This window comes from Leptolyngbya sp. CCY15150 (assembly GCF_016888135.1).
GTDB lineage: Bacteria > Cyanobacteriota > Cyanobacteriia > RECH01 > RECH01 > RECH01.
The window spans coordinates 44,010-60,629 of record NZ_JACSWB010000278.1 but is presented as its reverse complement, the minus strand read 5'-3'; the positions used below and the strand labels follow the sequence as shown (position 1 = coordinate 60,629).

The 16,620-nt window shown below is 55.0% G+C and carries 13 protein-coding genes; 10 read left to right on the top strand and 3 right to left on the bottom strand.

Going from position 1 to position 16,620, the window contains the following annotated elements; all coding sequences use genetic code 11:
* Positions 1-15 precede the first annotated feature (15 nt).
* Positions 16-630 (bottom strand): pseudouridine synthase, encoded by a 615-nt coding sequence (locus tag JUJ53_RS20790; RefSeq protein ID WP_204153947.1) that lies wholly within the window; start codon positions 628-630, stop codon positions 16-18.
* A 137-nt stretch (positions 631-767) separates the two neighbouring features.
* Here JUJ53_RS20790 and JUJ53_RS20785 point away from each other — a divergent pair, with 137 nt between their 5' ends.
* The 4 genes from JUJ53_RS20785 (at position 768) to rsmD (ending at position 4,340) form a co-directional block, all read left to right on the top strand.
* On the top strand, positions 768-1,073 hold the full coding sequence (locus JUJ53_RS20785) for a hypothetical protein (protein WP_204153946.1): 306 nt from the start codon (positions 768-770) through the stop codon (positions 1,071-1,073).
* Between the two features lie 122 nt (positions 1,074-1,195).
* Positions 1,196-2,923: a succinate dehydrogenase/fumarate reductase flavoprotein subunit gene (locus JUJ53_RS20780; RefSeq protein WP_204153945.1), complete on the top strand. Its 1,728-nt coding sequence runs from the start codon at positions 1,196-1,198 to the stop codon at positions 2,921-2,923.
* 80 nt (positions 2,924-3,003) lie between these two features.
* Positions 3,004-3,771 carry a TIGR00297 family protein gene (locus JUJ53_RS20775; RefSeq protein ID WP_343328003.1) on the top strand — a complete coding sequence of 256 codons (768 nt, stop codon included), beginning with the start codon at positions 3,004-3,006 and terminating at the stop codon, positions 3,769-3,771.
* A 14-nt stretch (positions 3,772-3,785) separates the two neighbouring features.
* A complete protein-coding gene (rsmD, locus tag JUJ53_RS20770; RefSeq protein WP_204153944.1) occupies positions 3,786-4,340 on the top strand; it encodes a 16S rRNA (guanine(966)-N(2))-methyltransferase RsmD in 555 nt (184 codons plus the stop codon).
* A gap of 111 nt (positions 4,341-4,451) precedes the next feature.
* Here rsmD and petG read toward each other — a convergent pair whose 3' ends face one another.
* Positions 4,452-4,565: a cytochrome b6-f complex subunit PetG gene (petG, locus tag JUJ53_RS20765; RefSeq protein ID WP_204153943.1), complete on the bottom strand. Its 114-nt coding sequence runs from the start codon at positions 4,563-4,565 to the stop codon at positions 4,452-4,454.
* A 504-nt stretch (positions 4,566-5,069) separates the two neighbouring features.
* Between petG and JUJ53_RS20760 the strand changes: the two genes are divergently transcribed.
* The 4 genes from JUJ53_RS20760 (at position 5,070) to JUJ53_RS20745 (ending at position 12,768) form a co-directional block, all read left to right on the top strand.
* On the top strand, positions 5,070-5,402 hold the full coding sequence (locus JUJ53_RS20760) for a cytochrome c (protein ID WP_239125272.1): 333 nt from the start codon (positions 5,070-5,072) through the stop codon (positions 5,400-5,402).
* Positions 5,403-5,434: 32 nt separating this feature from the next.
* Entirely contained in the window at positions 5,435-7,249 is a 1,815-nt protein-coding gene (locus JUJ53_RS20755) for an ABC transporter substrate-binding protein (RefSeq protein WP_239125252.1), read from the top strand.
* A 92-nt stretch (positions 7,250-7,341) separates the two neighbouring features.
* Entirely contained in the window at positions 7,342-8,994 is a 1,653-nt protein-coding gene (locus JUJ53_RS20750) for a protein kinase (RefSeq protein ID WP_204153942.1), read from the top strand.
* 246 nt (positions 8,995-9,240) lie between these two features.
* Entirely contained in the window at positions 9,241-12,768 is a 3,528-nt protein-coding gene (locus tag JUJ53_RS20745) for a DNA polymerase III subunit alpha (protein ID WP_204153941.1), read from the top strand.
* Here the strand turns inward: JUJ53_RS20745 and JUJ53_RS20740 are convergent.
* The gene (locus tag JUJ53_RS20740; RefSeq protein WP_204153940.1) at positions 12,765-14,063 is read right to left on the bottom strand and encodes a ribulose bisphosphate carboxylase small subunit; all 1,299 of its coding nucleotides are present in this window, start codon (positions 14,061-14,063) and stop codon (positions 12,765-12,767) included. The genes JUJ53_RS20745 and JUJ53_RS20740 overlap by 4 nt on opposite strands.
* A 275-nt stretch (positions 14,064-14,338) precedes the next feature.
* On the opposite strand from JUJ53_RS20740, the gene JUJ53_RS20735 reads away from it, so the two are divergent.
* Positions 14,339-15,346: a hypothetical protein gene (locus tag JUJ53_RS20735; RefSeq protein ID WP_204153939.1), complete on the top strand. Its 1,008-nt coding sequence runs from the start codon at positions 14,339-14,341 to the stop codon at positions 15,344-15,346.
* Between the two features lie 980 nt (positions 15,347-16,326).
* Positions 16,327-16,566 carry a hypothetical protein gene (locus JUJ53_RS20730; protein WP_204153938.1) on the top strand — a complete coding sequence of 80 codons (240 nt, stop codon included), beginning with the start codon at positions 16,327-16,329 and terminating at the stop codon, positions 16,564-16,566.
* Positions 16,567-16,620 lie beyond the last annotated feature (54 nt).

The window sequence follows — 16,620 nt, the reverse complement described above, 5'->3', positions numbered from 1 at the left end:
TGAGCGATCCTAATCCTAGGGTCGCTTTTTTGATCGGGGCGATCGACATATCCGCCGTAGTTCCATCACTTCGTCCTCCGATAGATCTCGCCATTGGCCTGGCTCCAGGCCTTCCAAGCGCAGGTGGGCGATCGCTCGTCGCACTAGCCGCAGGGTAGGATGGCCCACCGCCGCCGTCATTCGCCGCACTTGGCGGTTGCGTCCCTCGGTTAACGTCAACTCCAGCCAGGCCGTGGGCACGGTTTTCCGAAAGCGGATCGGCGGATCGCGGGGCGGTAGATCGGGTTCTTGTTCCAGAATCCGCACTTGGGCTGGCCGGGTGCGATCGCCCTTAATCACCACCCCCTGCCGCAGGTGCTCCAAGGCAGGCTCATCGGGACATCGTTCCACCTGTACCCAGTAGGTGCGGGGATGGGCAAACACCGGATCGGTCAAGCGATGCTGCAGCCAGCCATCGTTGGTCAGCAGCAACAGTCCCTCACTATCCCGATCCAGCCGACCAGCAGCATAGACCCCCGGCACGTCAATATAGGCTTTCAGGGTATCTCGGGACGCCTCGGTGCGATCGCTAAACTGCGTCAACACAGCATAGGGTTTGTAAAACAAAAGGTAACGGTGGGAATGGGTCATAGGGCGATCGCCATGAACAACCTAGCCCCCGTATGTTAAGACATATGTCGGTTCATCTAAAAAAAGGTTGAGTTCGCTCAGGTCAAGGGCAAACACCCTTTAACCTAGGAGTTTAAGGAGTACGAAGTTAGACCGCCATGAACATGGAAAAGTATCGCGTTGCCTGCACCCTGTCCTTCGGGGATATCTACGGTCAGATTGTCGTTTGGCTGATCGTTATCTTCCTCAGCCTTGCTACAGCCCTCGCTCTCATGGGCGCTAGCCGTCCCATCTATGCCCTAGCCACCGTGGGCTTGATTTTGGTGCTGTCGTTACCCTTTTTGCTCTTCGCCTTCGTCACCACCCTCCTCAACCACATTGAATTTACGGCCGTCGAACCCAAGACAGAATCCAGTCCAGCCAGCCAGCCCGTCAGCACCCAAAATCCTCAAGTGGCTAGCTAGTTGTCCTTTACCCAGGCGATCGCTCTCCCAGATGCCGATCATCCTAAAGAGTTCCCTGCGTTTTGGTGGGGAACTCGCCGATCTGCGCCAGGATAGAAGCGCCCAACCCACAATCCTCGACCATGATTGAGCATGATGTTCTGATCATCGGCGGCGGCCTAGCTGGCTGCCGCGCCGCCGTTGAAATTGCCCGCACCAATTCCGCCCTCTCCATCGGCGTCATTGCCAAAACCCATCCCATCCGCTCCCACTCCGTGGCTGCCCAAGGGGGAATCGCCGCCACCCTCAACAACGTAGACGCCGCCGACAGTTGGGAAGCCCACGCCTTCGATACGGTCAAAGGCTCCGATTACCTTGCCGACCAAGACGCGGTGGAAATTTTGACCCGCGAAGCCCCTGGCGTGGTGATTGATCTCGAACATATGGGCGTGCTGTTTTCCCGATTGCCCGATGGCCGCATTGCCCAACGGGCCTTTGGTGGCCATACCCATCGCCGTACCTGCTACGCCGCCGATAAAACCGGCCACGCTATTTTGCACGAACTGGTCAGCAATCTACGTCGCTATGGGGTCACCATTTACGACGAATGGTATGTAATGCGCCTGATTGTGGAAGAGGGGCAGGCGAAAGGACTGGTGATGTATCGCTTGGTGGACGGGCATATTGAAGTGGCCCGAGCTAAGGCGATCATGGTGGCCACCGGCGGCTATGGACGCGCCTACAATACCACCTCCAATGACTTTGCCTCCACCGGGGACGGTCTAGCCATGGCGGCGGCAGCCGGGATTCCGCTGCAGGATATGGAATTCGTGCAGTTTCATCCCACCGGTCTCTATCCCGCTGGGGTGCTGATCTCCGAAGCCGTGCGGGGGGAAGGGGCCTATCTGATCAACAGTGAGGGCGATCGCTTCATGGCCACCTACGCTCCCAGCAAGATGGAGCTAGCGCCCCGAGACATCACCTCCCGCGCCATCACCAAAGAACTGCGCGCAGGTCGCGGCATTCACCTCGATGGCAGTGCTGGCGGCCCCTTCGTCTATCTCGATCTACGACACATGGGCCAGGACAAGATCATGAGCCGCGTGCCCTTTTGCTGGGAAGAGGCCCATCGCCTTGCTGGTGTGGATGCCGTCCATGAACCCATTCCCATCCGTCCTACCGTGCATTACTCCATGGGCGGCATTCCTGTGAACACCGATGGTCAGGTGCGCAGCGGCCCTGATGGTTTTGTAGACGGTCTCTTCTCCGCTGGTGAAACGGCCTGCGTATCCGTCCACGGAGCCAATCGTCTAGGCAGCAACTCCCTGCTCGAATGCGTGGTCTATGGACGACGGACAGGAGCGGCGATCGCCCGTTATGTCAGCGATCGCAAACTGCCGGAAGTAAACGAACGGCGCTACGTCCTCGAAGCTCAGCAGCAGGTAAACACCCTCATCCACCAATCCGGCGACTACCGCATTGCCGAGGTACGCCAAGCCTTTCAAGACTGCATGACCGATCACTGTGGCGTCTTCCGCACCGCCGAGACCATGCAGCAAGGTTTAGAACAACTGCAGCAGATCCAAGAGCAGGCCCAGCGCATTTACCTCGACGACAAGCAAGCCCTTTGGAACACCGAGATCACCGAGGCGCTGGAGCTGCGCAGTCTGCTCACCGTTGGGCAAATTATTCTAGAATCCGCTCTGCAACGCCGAGAAAGCCGAGGAGCCCATTGCCGCGAAGACTTCCCCGATCGCAACGATGCCGACTTCCTGCAACACACCCTGGCCTACTACTCCCCCGCTGGCGTAGACATCTCCTATCGCCCTGTGGTGATCAACCGTTTTGAACCTCAGGAACGAAAGTATTAGCCATCAGCAAGGGCTACTCCAGCAACCTCCTGGTGTTTCCAGCATCCAGTACAATCAGGGCATTGGACTGGATAACCACAGTGGCAATTGATTTTTCTAACTCCTGGCTGATCGCCATGGCTCTCAACACGGTGCTGCTGGGTCTCGCCTGGCTAGCACCCAAAGCACTCCTCACCCCAGCGGGCCTGGTGCATGCTTGGGTTTTGGGCGTTTTGATTTGGGGTAGCTTGGGCTGGCAGGGCTATACCGTGGTCATGGTCTACTTCTTGGTGGGGTCGGCGGTGACGCGCATTGGCCGGGCCCAGAAAGAAGCAGCGGGAATTGCCGAGAAGCGATCGGGGGCAAGGGGGCCAGAAAACGTCTGGGGCTCGGCCCTGATCGGTGCGCTTTGTGCCCTGGGTCTACTACTGCTCCCAGCTACGGACATCGAGGGGCGATCGCTCCTCCTCTTGGGCTATGTCGCCAGTTTTGCCACCAAGCTCTCCGACACAACGGCCAGTGAAGTGGGCAAGGCCTATGGAAAACGCACCTTTTTGATCACCACGCTACAAGCCGTCCCTCGGGGCACGGAGGGCGCAGTCAGCTTGGAAGGCACCCTGGCGGGCGCAGTCGCGTCGGTGGCGATCGCCCTCGTCGGCTGGGGCGTCAGCATGATCGATCCCTTAGGCATCGGTCTCTGTATTGTGGCGGCCTTAGTGGCGACCACCGTGGAAAGCCTGATCGGTGCGACGCTGCAAGACCAGTGGGACTGGCTGACCAATGAACTGGTGAACGTGATCAATACCCTAGTTGGGGCGATCGCTGCCATGGGTCTCGCCCTATTAATCCGCCTTTGGGTAGCCATCTAAGGCTGAGGGTCACCATGAGCATTCGCATTTACGGCAATCGTCAACTCAAAACCCTGCCAGGACTGGCAACTCGCCCCACCCCGTCCCGTGTTCGACAGGCCTTATTCAATATTTGGCAGGGAGAGATCACGGGCTGCCGCTGGCTAGATCTCTGTGCTGGCAGTGGCGCTATGGGAGCCGAGGCCCTGTGTCGCGGTGCGGCAGAAGCGATCGCCATTGACCAATCAACGCCAGCCTGCCGGATTGTGCAGCAAAACTGGCAGCAGGTGGTGCAGCCCCATCAACAGATTCAGGTGCGGCGCGGTGGAGTGCTCCAGCAATTGGCTACTCTGTCGGGTGCCTTCGACCGCATTTACTTTGATCCGCCCTACCAGAGTGAGCTGTATCAACCCGTACTAGAAGCGATCGCCCGCCGCCAGTTACTGGCCCCAGGCGGTGAACTCGCCGCCGAGCATGATCCTCAACAGCCCCTCCCCGATCGCATCCCCAGCCAGACCTCAAGCGGACTCATCGCCGTACGCCATAAGCAGTATGGCAACACCGCCCTCACGTTTTATGGCAACGCCTAAGCCCTGCTAACGCAAAACCTCCCAAGATCCCAGGGAACTTGAGAGGTTTACTATCGATCGACAGCCTAGGATCTATGCGGATCCTGGCCGTCCTACCATCGTAGATTCAGACTACAGGTCGAATTCGTTGCCACGGCGGTACTGGAAATAGGCTGCCACAAACAGGCCTAGCAGGGTCACCGGCACTAATCCCAACACAATTCCAGACAATAGAGGCTCTACCACAGTTCAACTCCTTCGATCTCAACGGTTTTATTTAATCTTAGTGCTACCCGTGCCTCAGGGCAGAGTTTTTGCCCACAGTCTGCCTACAGAGCAACCATCCGCGTGGGTTGAGAACGGCTGTTTGTGGCAACGTCACCTGGGGCATCACAACATTTCTTACCATTCTTATCATACTGGGCAGGGGTACAAAGTTAAAGGAGCGATCGCCCCGTGGTCACATCAGTCCTAGCATCCCCGAGGCGATCGCCCCCTCATGATCGAAAATGACCCTCTTCACCTCTGCTTAAGCTTTGCAAGATCGAATTAAGTTAATTAAACTTATGTATGCGACAAATACATGATCCGGGTTCACGCGTCGCCAGCAATGTTACAGCCAAGTTTTACGTTTCATAAACCGTTTTCATCACCCATGTTCCATAGCTGCGGCTACTTTGAGTTGTGACTAGAGATTTACTGAACGCGCCAGATCAAAAGCAGCCTTTACAAGAACGAGCCATGCTGCACATGGCTCTCGCCGCATTTTTTGTGTTACTTGCCCTGCTCATTGGCATCCTAGTAACCTATCAGATTTGGTATTCTGATCCCTACGTCCAGCAAGTTTTATCCCTAGACGGCGATCCGGTGCGCGGCCATGCTATTTTTCAGATGAACTGCTCAAGCTGCCACGGGCTCTATGCCAATGGACTTGTGGGCCCCAGTCTCCAAGATGTAGCCGATCACAAATCACGAGTGAGCCTCATCCATCAAGTTACCAGTGGGCAAACGCCGCCCATGCCTCAGTTCCAGCCTAGCCCTCAAGAAATGGCAGATTTGCTGAAGTACCTCGAAAGCCTCTAGTACAAACATCTCTATCTGTACGCTGTACTTCGTTGACTAAAACCCTTAACAATCGGTGGAATCAGCGGCGATCGCTGTGGTGGGCCGCTCTCTTGGCGGGGGCGATCGCTTTTTTGTGCGTGGGCGCGATCCTCAGCCGGGAAGCACAGCGCAGTCCGGAGTTGGCCCAGCGGCTCACCATGAGCTTTCCCAACGAGCCCAAAACCTTCAATGTTGCCCTGAATGAAGAATCCCCCAATGTCTTTGACGGCGTCACCTATGCGAGCTTGCTGCGCCAGAATGGCTTAACGGGGGAACTCCTGCCCAACTTGGCGGAATCGTGGCAGGTGAGTGAGGATGGTCAGCGGATTGTTTTCACCCTACGTCCCGCCATGCAATGGTCGGATGGACAACCGTTGACCGTTGATGACGTGGTGTTTACCTTCAACGATGTCTGCTTCAACCCAGCCGTGCCCACGCTGCTGCGGGATAGTCTGCGCATTGGCGAATCCGGTGCCTTACCGACGGTTCAACAGGTGGGCGATCGCCAGGTTGAAATCATATCCCCCGAACCCTTTGCGCCACTGTTGCGCAACATGGGCGGGGTGCCGATCATGCCCCGCCATGCCTTGGCCTCGGCGCTGGAGCCCATAGACGGTCAGCCGCTGCCATTTTTGTCTACCTGGGGAACCGATACACCAGCAGAGCAGATTGTCAGCAGCGGCCCCTTTCGCATGGTTCAGTACATCCCAGGGCAACGATTGGTGTTCGAACAAAATCCTGGCTATTGGGCCTGGAACGATGCCGCTAGTCCGCAGCCGGTGCAGGAGATGGTGTGGCAAATTGTTGATTCTCCCGATACGGCCCTAATGCAGTTTCGGTCGGGAGGGCTGGATGCGGTGGGAGCATCTGCCTCAAATTTTGGCTTGCTAAAGCGGGAAGAATCTCGGGGGCAGTTCACCATCTATAACGGTGGCCCAGCCCTCTCCACCAGCTACCTGATGTTCAACCTGAATCGCGGTCAGCGGCCCGCCGGCCAGCCGTTGGTGGATCCAGTCAAGTCGGCTTGGTTTAACCAAAAAGAATTTCGGCAAGCGATCGCCCATGGCATTGACCGCCAAACCTTGATTAACAACATCTTTCAAGGGTTGGGCACTGTTCAACATGCCTCCATCGCCCTGCAAAGTCCGTTTTACCTATCCCCAGACGATGGGCTGCCCACCTACGCCTATGATCCCAGCCAGGGCATAGCTTTACTGGAATCCGTCGGGTTTACCTACGATGCGGCTGGTCAGCTCTTGGATGCCGACGGCAACCGTGTTGAGTTCACTCTGATGCATGTGGCCGGATCGGGTACCACCGACGCGATCGCTACCCAGATCCAGCGTGATCTAGGGAGATTGGGCATTCGAGTCACCCTACAAGCCCTGTCCTTCAACGCCATCGTCGATCGGATTACCCTCAGCCTGGATTGGGAAGCACAAATTTTAGGCACCACCAACAGCCTAGAGCCCCACTCCGGCATCAGTGCCTGGTCACCTGAAGGTCGCCTTCATGACTTCAATCTCCGCCCAGATGCCGATGACATCATCGGTCGAGAGGTGGCAGACTGGGAGGCAGAAATCGGTCGTCTCTATGTGCAAGCATCCCAAGCCACCGATTTTGAAACGCGCTACCAACTCTATGCCGAGGCCCAGAAGCTAGCCCAGGAGTATATGCCGATCATTCACTTGGTCAATCCCCTATCTTTGGTCGCCGTGCGCGATCGCATTCAGGGGATCCAGTTCTCCGCCATCGGCCACCTGCTCTGGAATGTCCATGAGTTCAGGATGCTAGAGCGATCGCCTGACCCAGAAGCAGCGAACTGATGCTCTCGGTGGAGAAGTTCTAGTGCAATCATCCTGAACAGGGTAGGATGATGTGAATATTTGTGTCGTGATAGGTTCTCAAGGATCCCCCAATGACGCTGACGAAAGATGCGGACTTGCAGCAAGGAAAATACGTGATTCGTCACGTCCTCGAAGAGGGCGATCGCGGTATCACGTATTTAGCGACCCACAGCGTTTTACAAGAAACCGTCCGTCTGCGCACCCTCATAGCACCGAAGGACAGTGACCAGTCCCAAGAGGTCATGCACCGGCGCTTTTTAGACCTAGGACGGCGACTCTACGGCTGCCATCATCCCCACCTTGTCCGGGTGATCGACTCTTTTATTGAACAAGACCAGCCCTTCCTGGTGCTCGAACATCCCGAAGGACAAACCCTGGCAGAGGCGATCGCCCACCAGCCCCTCTCCCAAGCCGAAGCCTTGCGCTACGTGCACCAAGTTGGCTCCGCCCTCGCGGCCCTGCATCGCCATGGCTTGCCCCACGGAGCGGTTTCCCCCCAGACCATTGTGCTGCGCCCCACCACACCCCCCACGGCCCAGCTAGGGAGCATCAGCCTTGGCACTATCCAAAACGAAGAAGGTACCGCACGCTACCCATCCCCCGCCCAAGATCTCCAGGATCTAGCCCGCGTTCTCTACGCTGCTCTGACTGGACAAACGCGATCGCTGGATGCCTTGGATATGGTGCCTCTGCTCCACAACCTGCATCAGCATCAGCCCCATCTCAGTCCGGTGGTTGAGCAGGCGCTTCTGAAGGCCCTCAAACCAGACGAGCACAGCGCCTTTTCAGGGATTGAACATTGGCTAGCCCTGCTTCCCCAAGTGGTAGCCTCCTCCCAAGCATCCGCCAGATCCGAGGTAGCCAGCCCGGCAGCAGAGACAGACAAAGAAACAGAGACAGACGCAGCAACTACCGATACTCCGCCTGCCCATACCCTCTCTACGGCTCCCACCCAGGTGGTGGCCCCGGCCGCTTCTCCAACTGAACCATCCCACCCAGAGGCTGATTTGACCGAACCCACCCAAGTCATCGCTCCAGACCTATCCCAAGCAACCGCAGCGCCCCCAACCTCTCAACCGACATCTGCTAAATCTAAAGGGCGATCGCCCCGTCCGCATACCATTCGTTGGTTCCCAATTACCGTTGGTCTGACCTCAGTCCTAGCTGCCCTAGGTGGTCTAGGGTTTGGGTTTTCCCTGAGGCTAGAAGAGCCCAATAGCCCTCGCCGTAATGGTATTTTTCTAGACCGAGAACAAGCCTTTCCACCATCCAATGAATGGCCAGGTGAAGGTATCACCGATACCGCTGCCTCCGATTACTTATTTGAATCACCCACTTGGGCATCTCCCACCCAGGAACAGGATGTAGGGGCGTACTCATCTCCCAACCCCGTGCGGGAATACATTGGCCCTGGTGACGTCGAACCCATCTATCCCACGGAGCCCAGTTATCCTGCGGAGCCCAGTTACAGCGAAGCAGCACCTGACTATCAGGAAAGTCCGCCAGAACGTCCCAAACCCAATGCTGAAGCTATAGAGGCTCCCGTCTATTCAGACAGTCCAGAGCCAGGATTCTCACCCGATCCAGTGCCGCCACCGGAGGTCAAACTCGATGACCTACCCAGCTATGACCCCGTCGTGGTGCCGGATCCTGGATTAGACCTGCCCTCTCCTAGCCCCGAGCCGTCTGGTGTGGTGCCCGGGCCCGATCCAGCTCCACTCTAGACGCCAGTGCTGGCTGAACAGGAGGGATGATGAAGCCCGCCCTTCGTCGCTAGACTAGCGTTATAGACAGCAATACATTTGCACTAATCACACGTCCTTGACCTTCATTGTCATCCCTGGGCGTGGGCTTTCACATGCCTAGAAATCAACGTCATACCAAGGGTTTCAGCTCATTACAAAGCCTAGATATAACCTAAGGAATCCGTTAACCTGAAGAGTACTCGGTGATCTTTTTTTTGAACAACTATGTCCTTTGTTGGCCTACATATCCACAGTGACTACAGCTTGCTCGACGGGGCTAGCCAACTGCCTCAACTGATTGATCGGGCTATAGAGCTAGACATGCCAGCGATCGCTCTCACGGATCACGGCGTCATGTATGGGGCGATCGAGCTGTTGAAGGTCTGCAAAGGCAGGGGTATTAAGCCGATCATTGGCAATGAAATGTATGTGATCAACGGCGACATTACGAAACAGGAACGTCGTCCCAAGTATCACCAAGTAGTGCTGGCTAAAAATACCCAGGGCTACAAAAACCTGGTGAAACTCACCACGCTCTCCCATCTGGATGGCTACCAAGGCAAGGGGATCTTTGCCCGCCCCTGCATCAACAAAGATCTGCTGGAAAAACATCGGGAAGGGCTGATTGTCACCAGCGCCTGCCTAGGCGGCGAGGTGCCCCAAGCGATTTTGCAGGGCAAGCCTGAGATTGCCCGCCGGGTGGCCCGCTGGTATAAAGATCTGTTTGGAGACGACTATTATCTAGAGCTGCAGGATCACGGTTCCCAGGAAGACCGGATTGTCAATGTGGAAATTGTCCGCATTGCCCGCGAGCTGGATATTCAACTAATTGCCACCAACGACTCCCACTACATTTCCTGTTTCGATGTGGAAGCCCACGATGCGCTGCTCTGCATTCAAACCGGCAAGCTGATCACCGAAGACAAACGCCTGCGCTACAGCGGTACGGAATACCTGAAATCTGCCGATGAAATGCGTCGCCTGTTTCGCGATCATCTCACCGATGATGTGATTGAAGAAGCGATCGCCAATACCGTCACGGTGGCCGACAAGGTTAGCGAATATACCGGACTCTTGGGCGAACCCCGCATCCCCAACTATGTCGTTCCCGACCATCACACAGCGGATACCTACCTAGAAGAAGTGACCTGGGACGGGCTGCTGGGGCGGCTGAGCGTTAGTCAGCGGACTGACGTACCGGAAGAGTATCGCGATCGCCTAGAGTATGAACTGCAAATGATGCAGCAGATGGGCTTTTCCACCTACTTCCTGGTGGTATGGGACTATATTAAATTCGCCCGCGATCGCAACATTCCCGTGGGCCCTGGGCGAGGATCGGCGGCGGGCTCCTTGGTAGCCTATGCGCTGGGCATCACCAACATTGATCCAGTTCACCATGGACTGCTATTTGAGCGCTTCCTCAATCCTGAACGGAAGTCCATGCCAGATATTGATACCGACTTCTGCATCGATCGCCGGGATGAGGTGATCCAATATGTGACCGAGAAATATGGCAGCGATCGCGTTGCCCAAATTATTACCTTCAACCGCATGACCTCCAAGGCGGTGCTCAAGGACGTGGCGCGGGTGCTGGATATTCCCTACGGGGAGAGCGATCGCATGGCCAAGCTGATTCCTGTCTCTCGGGGCAAGCCGGCCAAGCTCGAGGCGATGATTTCGGAGGAAACGCCGGCAGCGGAGTTCAAGGAAAAATACGATAGCGATGCCAAGGTCAAACGCTGGGTAGACATGGCTATGCGCATTGAAGGGATGAACAAGACCTTTGGCGTCCATGCGGCGGGGGTGGTGATCTCCTCCGAGCCTCTGGATGAAGTGGTGCCGCTGCAGCGCAATAATGACGGCGCGGTGATCACCCAATACTACATGGAAGACATCGAGGCCATGGGGCTGCTGAAAATGGACTTTTTGGGGCTGAAAAACCTCACCATGATCCAAAAAACCGTGGACTTGGTGCAGCATACCCAGAATAAGAGCATTGATCTCGACCATTTGCCCCTTGATGATCCCAAAACCTACCAACTGCTGGCCCAGGGAGAACTAGGCGGTATCTTCCAGCTAGAATCCTCGGGGATGCGGCAGATTGTCCGAGATCTCAAGCCTTCGGGGTTGGAAGATATTTCCTCAGTGCTCGCTCTCTACCGACCGGGGCCGTTAGATGCCGGTCTGATTCCCAAGTTCATCAACCGTAAGCACGGTCGAGAGGTGATCGACTATGCCCATGAAATTCTCCGCCCTATTTTGAAAGAAACCTACGGCATCATGGTCTACCAAGAGCAGATCATGAAAATTGCCCAGGATATGGGCGGCTATTCCCTCGGGCAAGCCGACCTGCTGCGGCGGGCTATGGGTAAGAAAAAAATGTCGGAAATGCAGAAGCACCAAGCCACGTTTGTGGAAGGTGCGGAAGGCAATAAGGTAGATAAAAAAGTGGCGGAAGCTCTGTGGGATCAGATGGTGCAGTTTGCTGAATACTGCTTCAACAAATCCCACTCCACAGCCTATGGCTATGTCACCTACCAAACCGCCTACCTCAAAGCCAACTATCCGGTTGAATACATGGCGGCGCTGCTGACGGCCAACAGCGGCGATCAGGAAAAGGTGCATGGCTACATCAGCACCTGCCACAAGATGGGCATCCAGGTAGACCCCCCCAACATCAACCGTTCGGGGCTAGACTTCACGCCCTTGCAAGATCGGATTTTATTTGGGCTATCGGCGGTGCGCCATGCTGGACAGGGAGCGATCGAAAGTCTGCTTGAACAACGAGACCAGGGCGGCGAGTTTAAGTCCCTGGCAGATCTCTGCGATCGCATTGACCTACGAGCCGTGAACCGTCGAGCCATTGAGGCGTTAATTCAATCTGGAGCGCTGGACTGCCTCAAGCCCAACCGTCGTCAACTGATGGACGATTTAGACCTGATCTTAGACTGGGCTCAGGCGCGGGCGAAGGATCGAGCCATTGGGCAAGGTAATTTATTTGATATGTTTGCAGAAACGGCCGACAATCCAGCGATCGAGACCTTCGAATCGGCTCCCACTGCGCCCCCAGTAGACGACTATCCCCAGCAGGAAAAGCTGAAGCTAGAAAAGGAACTCATCGGCTTCTATATTTCCGACCATCCGTTGAAAGACATTCAGCAATCGGCCAAAGTTTTAGCTCCCATCAACCTGAGTCAACTGGCAGAGCGCGCGTCAGCAGAAAAAGATAATGAAACCATCAGCGCTATTGTCATGCTGGTCAGTGTCAAGCCCGTGATCACCAAGAAGGGCGATCGCATGGCGATTATCCAACTGGAGGATCTGTCTGGCCAAGTAGAAGGAGTGGTCTTTCCCAAATCCTTTGAGCGCATCGGTCATTTAATCGAACCTGATGCTCGCCTGATGGTCTGGGGCAAGGCGGATCGGCGCGATGACCGCCGCATTCAGCTGATCGTTGAAGACGCTGAGCCCATTGAAGCGGTGCAGTTGGTGATGATCGACCTGTCGCTGGATACAGCCAACGATATTGCTCAGCGCAACCACCTGCGGGAAATCCTCAAGCAGCAGCGGGGCGCAGAAGACGATGGGGCACGGGTATCCGTGGTTGCCAGCGTGGGAGCCAACGGACAGCGGCAACTGGTGCGTTTCGGAGCCCAGTTCCGCGTCCATGATTCTCACCAGGCCGTGGCGGCCCTCACCCAGGCTGGCTTCCAAGCCCGCACCTCATCCCTGCTGCCGGCAGGTCGCGCCTAGGACGGACGCTGCACCATCACTTCCATCACCCGCGTTTTAGACGCTGGATCGATGCCAATGATGCGCACATACTCCTTGGGATATTGGGCCAGGCTTTGCTCCAGTTGGGCGATCGCCTCCCGCCCTGACCCCGCCGTAATGGATGGGCCGCTCTGCCAAGAATTCATGCGAAACCGCCGAGCGTCCACATGCTCTAGACCAATGCAACAGCCTTGGTTCACCAGACGCTGCACTTGCTCGCACACCTCTGGATCAAGACGCGCAGATGCACCGTTCAGCCCAGCATGATCGGGTTGCTCAGCTGCGGTCGATGGCGTAGACGGTGTGGATGTAGAAGCTGACGGAGGAACTGACGGGGGAGCTGGGGTTGATGGCAGGGGCGACACATCGGGTTCATCCGCAAGCTGCGATCGCCCCAAACCCTGGTTATATTCCCGCACCAAGCGCATCTGCCGTACCCGATCTTGTTCCATGATCAACGCCTGGGCATGGCCTTGCAAATGCTCAAAGTTAAAGTCAGGCTTGGGGAACGTGGGCGGCCCCTCCTTACTATTCACCACGCGCTGAGACACCCGTTCCAGCCCAATGTCGTGAATGAACCGCTGGATTTGTTCGTCATAAATCCGCGATCGCAACGCACTGAAGAAGTCAATCGACTGCTTGGGATACAGGTCTACCAACTTCTCAATCTCCGCAGTTGAGAGGCGATCGCCCTCAAAAATACCGCTGACAATACCCAGGCGATCGCTGCGATCCGGCTCCCAGTAGAACTTCACCATCCGACCATCCCGGATCAGCGGCGCATAGAGCGTAGACAAATCATTCCCCGTCACCAAAATCGGAATCCGCTGAATCGGCCGTTCATCGTAGCTCCCTGGCAACTGCACATTCGTGGGATTATCCGCAATGTTCATCAGCGTGCCGTTGACCAACTGCGTATTGACGGTGTACTGCGTACCGCCATCAAAGCGGCCGGCCCCCGCATCTAGATCATTGATCATCAGCACCGTCATCTTGCCCTGCACCCGCACCAGTTCCGCTGCCTCACGGTAGCGCAGCCGCACCAGCCGAGCTGGATCGCCCGCATCAGGACTTTCCAACTCTGCCCCGGAAATATGCACCACATTGATCTTCATTTTCTGAAAGACCAATTCACATTGAAACGACTTCCCCTCACCCTTGCGCCCATGAATGCCCAAAATGAGCGGCACCCGCACATTAGGCAAGTCTAGGAAATTCTTCGTAATGTGAACCGCTAGGGTATTCAGAAAACGAGGTGAAATGTAGTAAGTCATGGTGGCGATCGCGATACGAGGACTCTGAACATAGGCTTGGAATGCCCATCTCCAGCTTATGGCAAAGTGTTGCCGTTTATGAACAGGCGATCGCTACCCACCCAAGGAGCAATTGTATCGATACGTTACAATTATTAAAATTCATCCCTAGGGCGGCAGAGACTGCTATTCATCGATCGCAACGAACAGCAGTGATTTTCATTTAGAAATAACCGTGATATAGATCACTAAATAGATTTCTTTTAGACAATCTTTAGCACTATTAAAAAAAGACTATGCATTTACCCAATAAAGATGAGTTGATGTCTGGGGTATCCTCGTCGCTACATTCCTTCTCCCAAGCTTGGGCTAAGCGTTATGTACAACAGGTTCATCAACCCTCGCCGTTCCCAACCAACGCTCAAACCTCTCGCTACGATATTGCCGACCATTTGCGACAAGAGCTACGGGCCGTCAGTGCAAGAGCGTGGAGTAAAACAGAGCATTTACTTGCAGAACAAGTTAAGCGCCACCAACTGCCGCCCAACCTCATCAACCCATGGGCGATCGCTAAGGATGTCCATGACATCTACGATCAAGCCTTTATCAGCTACGTCTCATCCGTCACGCCTGAGCGATTTGCAGTCAATATTTCGCCTCTTCTGGGGCATATTCGAGCGAAATACACCCTCGTTGATCCAAGGGTGATCGGCTTTGTGAGCATGCAGTTCCACTACACCGGCCTGTTTTTGCTGGAGCTAGCCACCAACGATCAAGAGGCTCTACGACTCTATTTCAAAGCTATCGATGATCATCTCTATATGCCCCTGCAACGGGCCTATGATGCCGCTGCTCAGCACTCCTATGAATCGACAGATTTACAGCTTGTGAGAAAGCTCCTGCCCCAAAGTAGTGCGATCGCCCATCGGGTTGTCGATCAAGTCATGGCGGCATTTCCCCAGCATCATTGCTATAGTGGTGCGCTCAATTCTCCGCAGGTTAAAATCTCCAGTCTGCGGGATGCAGAGATGTTTCAAACCTATCTTTGGGTCTGCATTTTAGAAGATAACATCAGCATCGTGCAGCAAGAGCTGTTTCCCCTCTGCGTGATGCTATACCCCATGCTGAATGTGCGTTGGGAGCTAGTGCGCTACATGCTAACGCTAATGGATCATGAATTTGCCCAGTGTCTAGACACAGCCCAATTCATCAAGTGTTCAACCTATCTCGATAGTTTGAAGATCATGTTTGCCGAAGATGTCTTTGCTAGCGAGGTCACGCCTAGCTACAACGGAGTCGCCTAACAAGTACCGCAAGATAGAGGAACGAAGACAGAAGAACGAAGACAGAAGAATGAAAAGAAGTTCCAGGATGCACAAAGTAGCCCGCCTCAGCACATAGGCGGGCTACGTCCGCCTCAGAGTACTAGGGAATTCTTGATATGAGTATTTCTTCGACCTAGCTTGGCGCGATAGGCCGACCGTTGGCGCGCAGACAAGATGGCGATGAACCTTGGATAGTACGGGCGATCGCTCCATCGGCCTATCCCCGATCTTGGCAGGAGCAGGTTGACGCTTCTCCATCCATAAGGAGCAATGGTGCCGTAGCGACGTTGCACTTAAAACAAGGGGCACTGCCCCTCAAACCCTAGTGCGGGATCATAGCCATGAGGGGTAAGTGCCTTCATTGAATTCATTCAAGGCCGTGCTATGTTACCAGTGAAATTAGGAGATACCAAACAACAGCGTGTCATCCCTTTCACGGCCTTACCCCCAGGCTATGTGAATCGGTTGTAAGGATAAGGACTTGTGAGAGACCGTTGGTCTAGCAATTTCAAGATCTTTAAGAAGCGCACAGGTATCCTGTGCCACCATCATCTAACTACTACTGTAGAGTGAACGCTCAAAAATGGCTAGTGCGTTACGCAATGTCATTCATTGATAAAACTAGGACGTATCTCCGCATATTTTCTGAACCTATGCGGAGATACGGAGCCCAATCTGCCCCTAGGCCAAGACGTTCTCTCTATCAAAGATCAGAAGAATTGCGATTGATTGGTCTTCATAAATCCTGCACTGTTGAGTTGGGTCTTGCATCTACACAGGGCTAGGACAATGAAATACGCGTTTGCTGCAATGATTGCACTCCTTTCTCTCGCTGCGACATCTATCATCATGGAGCCAATGAGTAAGAATCCACCATGCAATCCCGAATTGGAATGTGATGTTGTTGTCCAGCTCCATGGGGTGAAGACCGTACGTAATCAGTAGCGTCTAATAGAACCATGACTAGAGAGCTTGTGACAAGGAAAATCGATTGGCGAGAGATTGGCTTACTCCTGACCATCGCGGCTGCCACTAGTTTTATTACGCTAGGGGTTTTGGAATGCCTGTTTAACAATGTCCGCTGTGTGCAAGTTGGAACAGACGGCAGCTACAACCGGCTGCATGGCTTTCAGAACTGTGCGCCAGCAGACATGACTCAGCGATCCCAGGACTGGTCGCGATCGCAACTAGAACCTTAATTGCCACCTTGCTTAAGACGGCACTAGGGCTCTCTAGTCAAGCAGAATCTTGCC

What these genes read in the sequence shown, in the direction of transcription:
- rsmD (WP_204153944.1), top strand. Translation starts at nt 3,786, where the DNA reads ATGAGCATTCGCATTTACGGCAATCGTCAACTCAAAACCCTGCCAGGA.
- JUJ53_RS20730 (WP_204153938.1), top strand. Translation starts at nt 16,327, where the DNA reads ATGACTAGAGAGCTTGTGACAAGGAAAATCGATTGGCGAGAGATTGGC.
- JUJ53_RS20790 (WP_204153947.1), bottom strand. Translation starts at nt 630, where the DNA reads ATGACCCATTCCCACCGTTACCTTTTGTTTTACAAACCCTATGCTGTG.
- JUJ53_RS20760 (WP_239125272.1), top strand. Translation starts at nt 5,070, where the DNA reads ATGGCTCTCGCCGCATTTTTTGTGTTACTTGCCCTGCTCATTGGCATC.
- JUJ53_RS20780 (WP_204153945.1), top strand. Translation starts at nt 1,196, where the DNA reads ATGATTGAGCATGATGTTCTGATCATCGGCGGCGGCCTAGCTGGCTGC.
- JUJ53_RS20785 (WP_204153946.1), top strand. Translation starts at nt 768, where the DNA reads ATGAACATGGAAAAGTATCGCGTTGCCTGCACCCTGTCCTTCGGGGAT.
- JUJ53_RS20745 (WP_204153941.1), top strand. Translation starts at nt 9,241, where the DNA reads ATGTCCTTTGTTGGCCTACATATCCACAGTGACTACAGCTTGCTCGAC.
- JUJ53_RS20740 (WP_204153940.1), bottom strand. Translation starts at nt 14,063, where the DNA reads ATGACTTACTACATTTCACCTCGTTTTCTGAATACCCTAGCGGTTCAC.
- JUJ53_RS20750 (WP_204153942.1), top strand. Translation starts at nt 7,342, where the DNA reads ATGACGCTGACGAAAGATGCGGACTTGCAGCAAGGAAAATACGTGATT.
- JUJ53_RS20735 (WP_204153939.1), top strand. Translation starts at nt 14,339, where the DNA reads ATGCATTTACCCAATAAAGATGAGTTGATGTCTGGGGTATCCTCGTCG.